The sequence below is a fragment of the Olleya sp. HaHaR_3_96 genome, from assembly GCF_019278545.1.
Taxonomy (GTDB): domain Bacteria; phylum Bacteroidota; class Bacteroidia; order Flavobacteriales; family Flavobacteriaceae; genus Olleya.
On record NZ_CP058987.1, the window covers coordinates 221269 to 237311 of the forward strand.

The 16043-nt window shown below is 34.8% G+C and carries 8 protein-coding genes; 1 reads left to right on the plus strand and 7 read right to left on the minus strand.

Going from position 1 to position 16043, the window contains the following annotated elements:
- Positions 1-81: 81 nt before the first annotated feature.
- From H0I26_RS00925 to H0I26_RS00960, 7 genes are all read right to left on the minus strand, one after another.
- Complete coding sequence (locus H0I26_RS00925; RefSeq protein ID WP_218700622.1) at positions 82-1758, minus strand: alpha-amylase family glycosyl hydrolase; 1677 nt, start codon at positions 1756-1758, stop codon at positions 82-84.
- Positions 1759-1765: 7 nt separating this feature from the next.
- Positions 1766-5242, minus strand: a complete 3477-nt coding sequence (locus H0I26_RS00930) for a TIM-barrel domain-containing protein (RefSeq protein ID WP_256935227.1) — start codon at positions 5240-5242, stop codon at positions 1766-1768.
- 47 nt (positions 5243-5289) lie between these two features.
- Positions 5290-7209 carry a glycoside hydrolase family 13 protein gene (locus H0I26_RS00940; RefSeq protein ID WP_218700623.1) on the minus strand — a complete coding sequence of 640 codons (1920 nt, stop codon included), beginning with the start codon at positions 7207-7209 and terminating at the stop codon, positions 5290-5292.
- Between the two features lie 19 nt (positions 7210-7228).
- Entirely contained in the window at positions 7229-9535 is a 2307-nt protein-coding gene (locus H0I26_RS00945) for a glycoside hydrolase family 65 protein (RefSeq protein WP_218700624.1), read from the minus strand.
- A gap of 88 nt (positions 9536-9623) precedes the next feature.
- On the minus strand, positions 9624-10280 hold the full coding sequence (gene pgmB / locus H0I26_RS00950) for a beta-phosphoglucomutase (protein WP_218700625.1): 657 nt from the start codon (positions 10278-10280) through the stop codon (positions 9624-9626).
- 3 nt (positions 10281-10283) lie between these two features.
- Entirely contained in the window at positions 10284-11657 is a 1374-nt protein-coding gene (locus tag H0I26_RS00955) for an MFS transporter (protein WP_218700626.1), read from the minus strand.
- Between the two features lie 132 nt (positions 11658-11789).
- Positions 11790-12830 (minus strand): LacI family DNA-binding transcriptional regulator, encoded by a 1041-nt coding sequence (locus H0I26_RS00960; RefSeq protein ID WP_218700627.1) that lies wholly within the window; start codon positions 12828-12830, stop codon positions 11790-11792.
- A 268-nt stretch (positions 12831-13098) separates the two neighbouring features.
- On the opposite strand from H0I26_RS00960, the gene H0I26_RS00965 reads away from it, so the two are divergent.
- Entirely contained in the window at positions 13099-16038 is a 2940-nt protein-coding gene (locus H0I26_RS00965; RefSeq protein WP_218700628.1) for a SusC/RagA family TonB-linked outer membrane protein, read from the plus strand.
- Positions 16039-16043: the final 5 nt, after the last annotated feature.

The window sequence follows — 16043 nt, forward strand, 5'->3', positions numbered from 1 at the left end:
CTTATGAGCACTTCGACTGCGCTCAGTGTGACATTAGCTAAGTGTGACATTAGTTGTTTGCTAGATTAGTTGTTTGCTAGATTAGTTGTTTACTTTTTCTAATAAAATAATGTTTGCATCTGTTGCAATTGTAACCGTTCCATTTTTAACTTCTAATGTTTGTTCCGAATAAAAATCTTTAACTGTTGTTCCGTTTTCAAACACAGAAGACACCGTAATAGTTTGTTTTCCTTTAGGTAAGTCTAAACCAATAACAACGTCATCTTTATACTCTCCTTTACTATAACTTCTACTAAAAATATAAGGCGTCTCGCTTATCATCTTATGTTGTCCTGCTCCTACTGCTGGATGATTACGTCTAAATTGACCTAGTTTTTGCCAATGGATTAATAAGTCCTGTTTTTGAGATAATTCTTCCCAATTCATGTTACTTCTTAACGTTGCATCTCCTACAGTACCTTCCACAGTTAAATCTCTTGCAGACTCATCTCCATAATAGATTTGAGCAGTTCCTGGAGACAATAATAAACGGGTAGCAGTTTCGAATGCCTTTTCTCTATTAGCATCAAAAGGTTGCCCATCGTCATGAGAGGTTAAATAATTTAAAATACCATAATTTTTTAAGTCATTATTTAAAATACTATCGTAGGTCTTAAACTGCTCTTCATACGTTTGTTGCGCCGCATTCCATTTAAATTCAAAATTGATTAAGCTATTAAATGCTTTGTCAAAATAGTTGATTTTTTTATCTCCAAAATCAAAAGCAGTTCCTGCCGAAATTCCGTAATTATAAACTTCTCCGACCATATAAAAGTCAGTATCATCTAATACCTTATCTGGGTTGTTCTGCTTAAATTCCGCGAAAGCGTTATCACAAACCGACTTAAACTCTTGCCAAACATAAGCTTCCGTATGTTTTACGGTATCTACTCTATAACCATCAATTCCAAAATCAGTGATATAATCGCTTAACCATTTCATGATATAAAAACGAGGTGCGCGAGGATAACCCGTTGCCTTAAAAAACGCATCTAACTCTGCGACCTCTTGCTCATAACGCCCTTCTGCTTTCCACTTTTTGACTAATTCAGGTGGTAAAGCGACAGCCTCATTGCTTTCTGTTTTTATATCTGGAAGATTCTCAACTAACGTACATGTTACTGTATTATCGTAATTTTTATAGTCACATTGTGGTCCCGTTCTTACCCAATCACTTGGCCAAACAGGATCTTGTTCTGTAACTGGACCTGTGTGATTAATTACTGCATCTAGCAACACCCGAATGCCTTTTTTATGCGCCGCATCTACTAAATTTTTAAGGTCTGTTTTATTTCCTAGATTGGCATCAATAGTAGTCCAATCTTTAGTCCAATAGCCATGATATCCATACGTGTTTCCTGTTCCTTCATTGGTTGCTCCGTGAATTTGCTCCACAATTGGAGACATCCAAATCGCATTAACCCCTAAATCGGTAAAATACCCCGCTTCAATCTTTTGGGTAATCCCTTTTAAATCGCCACCTTCAAAACCACGTAAAACGCCTGTTTCTTTTGTACGTCCGTAGCTAATATCGTTGGTTTTACCGCCATTATTAAAACGATCCGTTAACAGAAAATATAAGTTTGCTGCTTCCCAAACAAAAGGTGTTTCCATAGTCTTTGGTTTTTGATTTTCGGCTAAGTCTTGCGCTTCTTTCTTCTCAGTTTTACAACTAAAAATAAGCATTGTAATTGCTAATAAAAGTATCCCTTTTCTCATATTATACTTAATATTTTATTTGTGTTTTGATGGCTGCTGAAGGATTCCATTGCACATCAAAACTTAAAATCTTACTAATTTGGTTATAATTGAAATCTAATTTTTTATTGTCTATTTTTATACGCTTCGGATCCGATGGGAAATTATGAATCACCACCGTTATTTTTTTACTTGTTGTTGCGTAATTAGAACCAACCTCAGCGTCAAACTGAAGCTCTAGCGCTTTTTTAGTGGTTTTAGAATGAAACTCTAAAATCTCATATTTCCCTTTTTCAAAAGCATTTTTAGTAGCTCCGTCATCATTATAAAGTGTACGCTTACTTTCTGAAACCGATGCATCAAAATAGTAATGTAAGTCCAATGTATTTCCGTCATACTCCGCTGTACTTTGCATTGGTTTTGCGGTCGGAATAAAAGCACCACCACGAACGTATGTCGGAATATTATTTTCTTCCGTTTTCACGGAAAGTGATTGCCCGCCGTTTACTTTTTTGTCCGTGTAAAAATCAAACCAATGACTGTTTTCAGGAAAGTAAACTTCTGTTTCCGTTTGATTAGGGTTTACAATTGGTGTCACTAAAAAGTCATTCCCCCAAAGGTATGTTGAAGCCATAGTTTGCAGTTCTTTATTGTCTTCCTCTTCAAAAAATAAGGCACGCATTAAAGGTGCTCCGGTTTGATTATTTTCAAACACCAAGTTGTAATTATATGGTAATAATTTATAACGTAATTCGATAGCCTGTTTTGCTAAGGCTTTGGCTTTATCACTTCTAAACACAGGTTCTGCTGGCACATCTTCTTGTGCATGCGGTCTATAAATAGGTTGAAAAACACCATACTGTAACCAACGCGCGTACAACTCGTCATCCAAATTAGCGCCTGCAAAACCTCCTAAATCACTATGCATATACGCCAACCCTTGCAGACCCATTTGTAATGCGATTTCTGGTTGCGATTGTAATCCTCCCCATGTACGATTAACATCTCCCGACCAAGGAATCATTCCAAAACGTTGCGAACCCGAACTTCCTGCACGCATCAAAATAAATGGTCTTGTATTTGGTGCATTTTTACTATACATCTCCTGCACTAATTCTGCCCAATTATGACCGTAAATATTATGAACTTCGTCTGCTGTTCCTGTGGCGTGTTGTAATCCTTTAGGATGCACTTCTGGCTCTCCTAAATCGCCCCAAACACCAGAAACACCTAAATCCGATAAGTCTTTATAGATGTTTTGAAACCATTGTTTGCCTTTTGGGTTATAAATATCTATCAGTCCTGTATTACCAAAATAAAAATCGAATGTAAATGGGTTTCCAAGCGTATCTTTTGCTAAAACATCTTCTTTTACCGCTTCCTCCCAACGTTTAGATGTGGTTAATACAAACGGCTCTGTAACTAACACCGTTTTTACGTTATTGTCTTTCAGTCCTTTTATCATTTGTTTTGGATTAGGAAACGAATCGCGATCAAATGCTAAATTTCCCATTGTTCCTTGGACGGTTTTTCCAAACCAAAAAATGTCAATAATTATGGCATCTAACGGAATCTTCTCGACTCTAAACTTCTGAACCGTTGCTTCGACTTCTTGTTGCGAATGATAGCCAAAGCGACTAGAAAAATTACCCAAAGCCCATCGCGGTGGCATCGGTTGTCTTCCTGTTAATTGCGTGTAGTTTTTTGTTAGATCTAACCAAGAATCGCCAACCACAATTTGATAGGTTTTTCTACCTGAAATGGTTTCGTAAGTCAGTGTATTATCTTTTTTAGAATCTAAATCTAAAAAGCCAATGGGCGCATTATCAAAATGAATTAAATACTTGTTTGAAGACACCACAATTGGCATCGTGTAATTCATTAATTCACTACGGTCTTCATAACCATAATGCGCTTTGTTGTATAACTCTAAACGGTTTCCTCTGCGATTCATCCCTAAGGCTCTTGCGCCTCCGCCGTATAAAACTTCGTCTGGTTTTAAGTTGAAACTAATAGTTTCAAATTGGTCTGTTTTTTGGTAACCATTTTTAACCGACGTGATTTCTTTTCCGTCTTTCCAATAGGAAATATGAAAAGGTGCTTTGGTGATTTTTACTGTTATTTTTTTAGATTGAAAACTAATCTCTGAAGTTGTCTCATAAAATTTTACATCAGAAAGCGTTTTATCCAAAACAACAGCATGTGATTTTTTATCAAATGTTTCACCTGTTGGTAAAAATGTAGTTTCGATAATTTCAGGACTGTAAAAATAGATGGAATAGCTTCCATCTGAAACCTGAATATTTAATTGATTATTTTGAAATTTAACAGACTTAAACGCTCTTTTTTCAATCGCGTCTTCAAACAACCAAGTAATGGCTTCAGCAAAATTATTACTCCAAAGCGCTTCGTTATGTTTTCCTTCTGGTACTACTTTAGATTGGATGTTTTTTTCAGGAAAACCGCTATTTTTTAAAATAGAAATAACACTATTCATGTCTGTAACGGTTTGGCTAATCTGAGTATATCCTGCGTTCTCACCTTCTTTTCCGCCTGCTAAAAAGTACATTTTAGTATCTTGAAGATTAGCATGAGACACAGTAAAAGGCTTTACCTCTGGAGCAAACCAAAATGCTGGTGAATACACACCAACTTTACCAAAAACAGTTGGGTGTTTTAGCGCCGCATAATGCGAAATTAACCCGCCCATAGAGCTTCCAAAAATGGCTGTATTGCTTCTGTCTTTTTTAGTGTTATAATTAGTGTCTATGTACGGCTTTAATGTATTCACAATAAAATCTACATACGCTTCTCCTTCGCCTCCACCATATGTGCTGTTTACCCACGGGGAATATTCGTCAAGACGTTTTGAGTCCCCGTGATCTATACCAACAACGATTAGTTTTAGGTTGTCTTTAAATAATTTATCCAAAGTTTCGTCTACATTCCACTCACCATAACCAGAAGTAGTTGCGTCAAAAATATTTTGACCATCGTGCATATAAACTACAGGATAATCTTGTTTTGATGTATTATAATCTGGAGGTAAATAGATCCAAACACGACGTTTTCTATTAAGTTGTGGGATATTAAAAGTTTCTGAAATAATGGAAACATTTTTTGATGCTGTCGAGACTTCCTTAGTATCAAACAAATGACTCCAACCTGCTATTTTAAAGTGTATTGTGTCGTTAGGTTTATTAAACTTATAGATACGATTATCAATTTTCTCACCTGTATTGCTGCTCTCTGAAGCATCCCAACTCCCTAAGGTAAACTTATATAAAATACGTTGTTCTGTTTTGGGAAGCGTAATTTTATACTGTCCATTTACTAATTGTAACTGGTAATCTTTATGTCCACCAGACCAACCTTCAAAATCACCTGAAATAAAAATTGTTGCTTCTTTTGGTGTATCTTTTGGAAGTTCTTCAATAATTATTGTGACTTGTGCTGATGCTATTTGAAATAGCAAAAAAGATAATATGTATAATAAATTTTTCATTATTTGAGTTTATGAAACACTTCGACTGCGCTCAGTGTGACAGCGGTTTATAATTTAGTGGTTAATAACAGAATTCCTCTTTCGTTTAAGATAATTTTATCTTGACACTTGAAAGTTTCACCAGAAATTATATTTTTTAATGTCTTTCCATGTAATCCTACTTCTTCAAAACGTTTTAAATCGATGGTCATTGGTGTTTCATTCTTATTAATGATTACAACAACAGTTTCCTCTTTAATACTTCTGAATAAAACATACGTGCCCATAAATGGCGCAAAGTGCATGGTTTTCCCATCGTGAATAGCAGCACTTGTTTTTCTGTAATTCAATACTTTTTTAAGGAATGACTGCATGTCTTTTTGCGCATCTGTCAACCCTTCACCTGAAAATGCATTAACAGTATCACCTTCCCATCCTCCTGGGAAATCAGTACGAATCAAACCATGGTCTCCAGGTTTTGCAAAGTCGTCCATTAAAATTTCTGTTCCGTAATATAATTGCGGAATTCTAGGTAAGGTTAATAGGTAACTTAAAGCCATTTTCGTGTTTGGCACATCCCCTTTTAATTGTGTAAAAATGCGACTCATATCATGGTTGTCCGGAAATATCATAATATCTTTTGGAGAGGCATATGCAAAATCGTTTGCTAAGCCTTCATATATTTTAACCAAACCTTTATCCCAAGATTCTTCTTGATTTAAAGCCTCCACAATATTGTTTTGCATTGCAAAATCCATGGTTGACCTTAAATTAGATTGGTAACCGTCTTTATTCTCATGCCCTTTTTGCCAATAGGCAATTAGCAATGGGTTATAACTCCATTCCTCTCCTACAATACTAAAATTAGGATACTCGTCCATGATAGCTCCAGCCCAATCCGACATAAACATTTTGTCTGGATAAGGATAAGTATCTTGTCTGATTCCGCTTACTTGTAAGGTTTCAACCCACCAAATACTATTCTGAATTATATAGTTAGCCATAAACGGATTACGCTGATTTAAATCTGGCATTCTTGCGCTAAACCAACCTTCAGTCATTTCGGTCTTATCACGATTTGAAGCATACAAATCCTGATTACTTGTACGTCTGTGATTAGAATTAGCTAATGGTTGTTTCGTTTCAAAATTAGATTGCTGATTAACCCAATCTTTAAACGGTAAATCTTGCATCCACCAATGTTGGCTTCCACAATGGTTTGCAACTTGATCAATGATTAAACCAATACCTTTTTCTTTAGCTTTTGCAGCTAATTCTTGATACTCTTCTAGAGTTCCAAAACGAGGATCGACTTGATAAAAATCCGTCATTGCGTAGCCATGATATGACGATTCGGGCATATCATTAGTTAACAATGGACACGACCAAATTTGGGTAAACCCCATCTCCTGAATATAATCTAGATGATTTATGATCCCTTTTATATCACCACCATGTCTACCATAATCGTCTGCTCTGTTTATGGTTTTCTCCTTTAAATTGACATCTATATCATTAGAAGTATCTCCGTTTGCAAAACGATCTGGAGTAATTAAATAAATAGCATCACTACTATCAAACCCTTGTATATCCGCAGCCTCGCTTTCCCTATCTTTTAATTGATAGGTTTGTACAAGTTGCGTTCCGTTTTTAAAATCGAAATAAATATTAAACTGTCCTGCTTTGGCATGCTCTGCTATAGACAATCCTAAAAACAAATAATTAGGACTATCTGCCTTATGGGCTTTATCAATAGACACACCTGGATACTTTATGCTTGCTTTTGCTTCAGAAATATTAGGATGTTTGACTAATAACTGGAGTTGTTGATTTTTAAAACCAACCCACCAATTAGGAGGCTCAATCCGTTCTATGTCATTTTTAACTTCGGTTACAACCTCAGAAACTTTAGCGTTGCCAACCTTTTCTTTACATGAAAAACTAACACTAATTAAAATGATTAATGCTATGTGTATTAATTTTGTCATCTTAATTAGTGTCTTTAGTTTATGCTTTCACCAAATTATTAGGAGAAACAGTCAAAGGGTTATTATTTACTATAATGTTCAAATCTATGTTACCTTCTAACTCGAAAGTAGTTTCTGATTGTGACACATTTACTTGTAATATTTGGTCTCTAAAATTGACTTTAAATGAATACGCGTCCCATTCTTTAGGAATACGAGGTTCAAAATTTAGCATATCATTTTTAATACGCATCCCGCCATAACCTTCGACAATACTCATCCAAGTACCTGCCATACTAGTAATGTGTAAGCCTTCTTCCACCTCTTTATTATAATCGTCTAAATCTAAACGAGAGGTACGTAAATAGAACGTATATGCTTGATCCATTTGATCTAACTTAGCTGCCTGAATACTATGCACACAAGGTGACAACGAGCTTTCATGCACAGTAAATGGTTCGTAAAAATCAAAATGACGTTTCAATTCTTCAGTAGAAAATTGGTCTTCAAAAAAGTAAAACCCTTGTAACACATCAGCTTGTTTGATGTAAGGCGAACGTAAAATCCTATCCCAACTCCACTTCTGATTTATTGGTCGGTCTACTTTTGGTAAATCCGCTACCGTAATTAATTCTTTATCTAAAAAGCCATCTTGTTGTAAATACACTTGATGCTTTTCAGAATATGGGAAATACATATTATCTGCAACTTTTTGCCAAGCATGTAACTCTTCGTGAGCAATTTTTGTTTTGCCCGTAATACGCAAATAATCGTCGTGATGTCCTTCTTTGACTTTCTCTATATTTTCTAACGCATAATCAATACACCATTTAGCTAAATAGTTAGTGTAAAAATTATTATTGATGTTGTTTTCATATTCGTTAGGACCAGTAACACCTAAAATAACGTATTGGTTTTTATCTGTTGAAAACGTAGCACGTTGGTGCCAGAATCTTGCTATTCCGATAAGGACTTCTAGTCCCATTTCTGGAATATAACTGTAATCCCCTGTATAACGATAGTAATTAAAAATAGCGAACGCGATAGCTCCGTTTCTATGGATTTCCTCAAAGGTAATTTCCCATTCGTTATGGCACTCTTCACCATTCATGGTTACCATTGGGTACAATGCTGCTCCGTTTTTAAAACCTAACTTTTCGGCATTTTCAATCGCTTTTTCTAAGTGATTATATCTGTATTTTAATAAACTACGCGCGACGTTTTGATCTTTGGTAGCCATATAAAACGGAATACAATACGCTTCCGTATCCCAATAAGTACTTCCACCATATTTTTCTCCTGTAAATCCTTTTGGACCAATATTTAGACTAGAATCCTTACCTAAATAGGTTTGATTTAATTGAAAAATATTAAAACGAATCCCTTGTTGTGCTTTTACATCTCCATCAATAGTGATATCTGACATTTTCCAAATAGCATCCCAAGCTTGCTTTTGCGCTTCTAAAAGCTGTGTAAACCCTTTTTCTGAGGCTGTAAGTAAAGCTGTTTTTGCTGCTGAAACTAATTCCGTTTTATCGTGATTACGATCTACAGTATAACCTCCAAACTTAACAACACTTGCTGTTTGTCCTTTTGTAACCGAAAGGGTATAAGTAAATGTAATCGCATTTTCCTGTTGGTAAACTTCAGGATTTTGCTCTTGTTTTTTGTTATCTAAATACACTGAAGCCTGCATAAACGTACACGTATAAAAACCTGTTTTCATTGTTTTTGCTTCAATAAAAGCATTATCATTTTCTGTAGTCACTTTTAAAGTATCCCAAAATTGGTCATCCCAATTGGTATCTTCATTAGTAATTCCGGAATCTAAATACGGTTGAAATTTAATAGTAGCGTCTCCATTTAAAGGCGTTACTTGGTAATTAATTGCACCAACCTCATCTAAATCTAAACTTAAAAAACGTGTTGTTTTAACCTCTATTTCTAGCTTATTTGGAAGCGTTGCTGTAAACGACCTAGACAACCAACCTTCTTTCATGTTTAGCTCTCTTCTAAAATTAGTGATGGCAATACATGTGTTTAAATCTAGTTGTTCTCCATTAATTTCTACATTAATACCAATCCAATTTGGTGCATTTAGCACTTTTGCAAAATATTCTGGATAACCATTTTTCCACCAACCTACTCTGGTTTTATCGGGATAATAAACCCCCGCAATGTAACTCCCTTGAAAGGTTGGACCGGTGTACTGTTCTTCAAAATTAGCACGTTGTCCCATGGCGCCATTTCCGATACTAAATAAACTTTCTGAAGATTTTACGCGATCTGCATCAAAACCTTCTTCAATTATAGACCAATTGTCTGGTTGTATATAATCTTGATTCATTTTTTATGTTTATTTATCATTGCGAAACGTAAAATGAAGCAATACTCTTTTTATGAGATTCCTTCACTATGTTCGGAATGACGTTATTTTATCTATTTATTAATTCTTCTATAAAACTATTTTCTATTTCAGTAAAATCCGAAAAGATATAATCCGCCTCATGTAATACAGTTTTTTCTCCAATACCAATAGATATCATGTTAGCGGTATTAGCTGCTTGAACACCTGCTACTGAATCTTCAAACACAATACAATCTTCTGGTTTCATATTTAAATGCTGTGCTGCTATTAAAAACACCTCTGGATCTGGTTTTGCTTTGCTAACATCGTTACCATCCACAATAGCATCAAACTTTGAAAGTAAATTGACTTTTTCTAAAATAGGGCGTGCATTTTTACTTGCCGAACCCAAAGAAATTGGCTGTTGTTTTTCGATTAAATACGCTAATATTTTTGGCACATCGGGTAAAATTTCATCATCAGTCATTTTTTCAATGAAGCTTAAATACTCTTCATTTTTTTTACCCATTAATGAGGTAAACAGTTCTTCTGAAATGGTTTTATTTCCCCATTCCAATATTTTCTCTAATGATTTTACGCGGCTAACACCTTTAAGTTGTTCGTTTTGCTCGTGTGTAAAATCAATACCTATACTTTTTGCAAGATTTTGCCAAGCCAAAAAATGGTATTTTGCAGTGTCTACGATGACACCGTCTAAATCGAATATGAATCCTTTTTTATTCATCTTTTAAATTTCTTCTGCTTGGTACGTAATTGCGTTTTTGTTGGTAATTAATAAGTTGCAAAGTCCTGCAATTATTAAGCTAATTCCTGCAACAGTCATTGCATTTATAGCATCATCACCTAATAGTCCTGAGATATAATTAATACCTCCAAGTGCTGCGATAATTTGCGGAATAACAATAAACATATTGAAGATCCCCATAAACATTCCCATTTTTTTAGGGTCTACAGAACTTGATAACATCGCGTAAGGCATGGATAAAATACTACCCCAAGCAAACCCAATTAATGCAAAGCACCATTTTAAGTTATCTGGAGACGTGTAGTTCATCAATACAAAACCTAGACCTCCTAAGATTAGAGATGCCATGTGGACATACTTTCGGTTAATATTTTTTCTAGAGGTATAAAACACTAATAATAAAGCAAACGCCATAGAAGATAATCCATAAACCCCCATTGCAGACCCTATTGCATTTGACGATTCTTGAAAGGCAGTATTTACAATATCAAAAGCTTCGGCTTGAGCCGGAATAGTCATGTCATAAGCCGTTTCTACAGGTGCCGGTGTTTTAAATACATGCTCTGTTAGTGCCGGATTTGCCATGCTCCACATGGTAAAAAATGCAAACCATGAGAAAAACTGAATCAAACCAAGTTTTTTCATTGTTAGCGGCATGTTTCCAATATTATTTAGAATGTCTGGAATGAATTGATTTTTCTTTGCTTTTTCTTTTTTGAAAGCTTCCATATCTTCTGGTGGATATTCTGTAGTTGTAAACACCGTGTAAAGGATACTTCCTAAAAACACAAAAGCACCTATTGCAAATGATAATTTGACTGACATAGGTAAGACCCCAGAGTCCGCAGAATTACTAATCCCAAAATAGGAAACTATCTCTGGTAAACTACTGGCAATCCATGTTCCAATTCCAATAATTAAAGCTTGCATTACAAAACCGTAAGAGCGTTGAGACTCTGGCAACTTATCTGCAACTAAAGCCCGAAAAGGCTCCATTGAAATATTAATAGACGCATCTAGAATCCATAAAAGACCTGCTGCCACCCACAATATAGGGGAGTAAGGCATAAAAAATAAAGCCATAGTACTAAGTACCGCTCCAATTAAAAAATAAGGTTTTCTTCGTCCCCACCTTTCGCTCCAAGTACGATCACTCATATAACCAATAATAGGCTGAACAAGCAGACCGGTTAAAGGTGCAGCAATCCAAAGCATAGGGATCTCATCAGGAGCAGCTCCTAATGTTTGAAATATTCTTGTCATTGAAGTGCCTTGTAAGGCGAAACCAAATTGAATTCCTAAGAAACCGAAACTCATGTTCCAGATTTCAAAAAAACCAAGTGTGCGTTTTTTCATAATAGTATTTTATTAGTTGATACTATTTGATAAGCGAAAAAACCTATCAAAACTATATTACCTGAGAAGTAAAAATATAAGTTTTGAATGCTGTAAAGATATAAAAGTTTTTAAATGACCAAGGTTATTTTTTTATTTTGTTGAATTCCGTTCTATCAATTCTGTTTCAATAACTACGGTTTCATAGATATCTTCTTCGTCTTCTCTTTCTAAATTATTGATCAATAATTCGGCTGCTTTTTCACCTATTTTTTGACCATGCTGACTTACTGTAGTTAACGATGGAACCGCGTGTTTAGACAATACGCCGTCTGTAAATCCAATAATTTGAATATCATCTGGTATTTTGAAACCAAGTTTTCTAGCCACCTTCATTGCTGTAATCGCATACAGTTCATTTACTGCAAATATGCCATCTAATTTTTTATTGTTTTTAAATAAAATTTCAATCTCTTTTTCAAGAGAATCTAAATGATCTTCGGATAATAATTGATCATCAACCTTTAAAATCAAGCCTGCTTTTGGATTTATTTTATGGTCTTCTAACGCTGATAAATACCCTTGCGTTCTTAATTTCCCTACACTAACATAATCTTTAGTAGTAACAATAGCAATATTTTTACACCCCGTATCAATCAGTTTATTAACTGCTTTTTTAGCCCCTAAAGCATCATCTACAATCACTTTATCGCAATTAATCTCGTTAACTACTCTATCAAACATAACTATTGGCATCCCTTGATTAATAGTTTCAGTAAAATGATGATAATCTTGTTGTTGCAAGGTCTCTTTAGCAATTGATAATATAAATCCATCGATACTCCCATTAGCCAACATTTCCATGTTAATGACTTCTTTAGAAAAAGACTCATTTGATAACCCAACAATAACATTATAACCTCGTTTATTAGCCACAGCTTCAATACCGCTAATTACTTTAGAGAAAAAATGATGTACTATTTCTGGAATGATTATACCTATCGTTTTCGTCTTCCTATTTTTTAAACTAAGCGCGATATTATTAGGTCTATAGTTATAAAACTTAGCAAAAGCCTGAATCTTTTGACGCGTGTCTTCGCTAATTTCTATGCTGTTTCTTAAGGCTTTGGAGACTGTAGATATAGAGACATCTAACTCTCTAGCAATTTGTTTTAGGGTTATTTTCTTTTTCATAAGTTATGTTAAGGTAAACGGCGTGTTTAAGATTTGACAAATATAAGACGTTAAACTTATTGGTTTTAACCGAAACATCATTAAAAAATGATGATTATTCATAAAACAGAGTCTTATTTTCCTAAAAACACAAAAACTTGTTAACACGAAAACGTTTTCGTTACCTGTTCCGTAAGAGCTTCCGAAAAATTAACGTAAAATTTACATAGCTTTATCCTCGAGAAGTAGAAATATACATTTATAATTTAAACTAATTTAATACTATTGTATGAAAACAATTTTAAAAAGGCTTCTACTAGCTTTACTGTTTATACCAACTGTTATATTTGCCCAAAGCAAAGTTACAGGAATGGTTACTGAGCAAGCTACAGCCTTACCCATACCAGCGGTTAATGTTATTGTAAAAAACACGAGCAGAGGCGCATCTACCGATTTTGATGGTAAATACTCGCTTGCAGTAAATAGTGGAGATGTATTAGTCTATTCTTACGTTGGCTATACCACTCAAGAAATAACCTATACGGGACAGTCCACTATTAATGTCGTTTTAATTGACGACGCTTCACTTTTAGATGAAATTGTGGTTATCGGATATGGAGGCGTTAAAAAAGAAGATTTAACCGGTTCTGTAGATTTAGTAACAGAAAAAGATTTTAATGATGGTCCAATAGTATCTGCACAACAACTTATATCTGGTAAAATTGCTGGTGTTAATGTAAGTTCTGGTGGAGGAGCTCCTGGAGAAGGACAAAACATTACCATTCGTGGAGTTGGTTCTTTATCTTTAAATAGTTCTCCTTTATATGTTATTGATGGATTTCCTATTGACAACGGAGGTGTTGGTGGTACTAGAAACCCATTAAACCTTTTAAATCCGAGTGATATAGAAAGCATCACAGTCTTAAAAGATGCATCGGCGACGTCAATTTACGGGTCTCGAGGTGCTAATGGTGTTATTATTGTAACGACTAAAAAAGGAAAAAACAAAGACTTTGAATTTAATTTAAGCACTAAAACAACAGTTTACAATCCTGTAGATTATGTTGATGTTTTATCTGCTGATGAATTTAGAAGTGTCGTCCCATTAGATTCTAATGCAGATGCAACAAGCATTGCTTTATTAGGAAATGCAAATACAGATTGGCAAGATGAAATTTACCAAACGGCTTTTGGTAAAGATTATGGATTTAGCGCATTAGGTAGTGCTTTTGGCGTTCCATTAAGAGCATCTTTAGGTTATTCTGATCATGATGGGGTATTATTAGGTGATAATTTTGAACGTTTAAATGCCTCTTTAAGTCTTTCTCCTACTTTTTTAGATGAAAGTTTAAAGATTCAAATAAATGCAAAAGGAAGTTATACCGAAAATCAATTTGCAAACAGAGGTGCCATAGGATCTGCAACATCTTTTGACCCAACACAATCTCCTTATGATGCAAGCTCTCCATATGCTGGTTATTTTGCGTGGATAGATCAAAGCACTGGACAACAAGCCAATTTGGCAACAACAAACCCACTTGCGCTTCTAAACTTAGTAGATGATACTGCAGAAGTTAGACGTCTTTTAGGGAATTTTAAAGCTGACTATACTTTACCCTTCTTTAAAGACATTACCGCTACCGTTAATGTTGGTTTAGACAAATCTAATAGTCATGGAAGAAACAGAACATCACAGTTTATTCCGACTTCAGACCCGACATGGAATGGTTCTTTCTCTAATTACACACAAGAAGCAACTAACAAATTGTTTGATGCCTACCTTACATACAACAAAACTTTTAAGGAAAAACATAATGTTACAGCTGTTGCCGGACACTCTTACCAATCTTTCGAGTATGATAACTTTAGCTACAATAGCGAAAAAGAAGAAGATGGATTAGAATATGAATTTATAGACAAATCTAAAAATGTTTTATTATCTTATTTTGGAAGGTTAAACTATAATTTTGACAGTCGTTATTTACTAACGGCTACACTTAGAGCAGATGCCTCTTCTAAACTTAACCCAGAAGACCGTTGGGGGTATTTCCCATCACTTGCTGCCGCTTGGAATATCAGTAATGAAAATTTCATGGAAAATTCTTTCTTTGATGATCTAAAAGTTAGAGCTGGTTATGGAGAAGTTGGTAACGTCAATGGTTTAGGTGATTATTTATTCCTAACGCGTTATACTGCAAGTACGGATAGTGCTGGTTATCAATTTGGATATAACAACGGTTCCCCTTCATTTTATCAAACGTATAGACCTGAAGCGATCAACACTAATCTAAAATGGGAAATTGGTCGTACATTAAACCTTGGTTTAGACTTTAGTATTCTAGACCGTAGAATTACAGGTTTATTTAATGCCTACTTAAGAAAAACACAAGACTTAATTGCAACATCAACAGTAGATCCTTTTACTAATTTTTCAAACACTATTCAAGCAAATCTTGGTGATATGGAAAACAAAGGAATTGAAATTGGTTTAAATGTTATCCCTGTTCAAAATGATAACTTCACATGGTCCTTTAACTACAATGTTGCTTTTAACGAAAACACAGTAACAAGCTTACCAGGAGATCAACCAATCGGAGGGATTTCTACTGGTGTTGGAACTAACGTTCAAGTACATAGAGAAGGAAAAACACCTTTTAGCTACTTAGTTTACAAGCAACTTTACGACACTAATGGAAGCCCTATTGAAGGTGCTTATGCCGATTTAAATGGTGATAATGTCATTAATGATGCCGATAAATACCTATACAAAGATGCTTTAGCTGATGTAACAATGGGCTTTAATACTAATCTTAATTATAAAAACTGGGACTTAGCAGTTATATCAAGAGCAAGTATTGGAAACTATGTGTATAACGATGTGGCTGCTTCAAAAGGAGCACTAAACAATGTCGTTCCAACAACAAATAATTACTTAAGTAATTTGAGTTCAGATTATCTAAATACAGGTTTCTTAAACACAACAGAAACCAACGCTTTAAGTGATCATTATGTTGAAGATGGGTCTTTTTTCAAAATAGACAATATTACTATTGGTTATAACGCCAAAGAGATATTAAAAGACATCGATGCTAGATTCTATGGCTCTATACAAAACGTGGCTACTTTTACTAATTACGATGGAATTGATCCTGAAATTGGTGGTGGTATAGATAACAACTTTTACCCTAGACCACGTTCGCTTGTTTTAGGTGTTAATATTGATTTTTAAAAAAA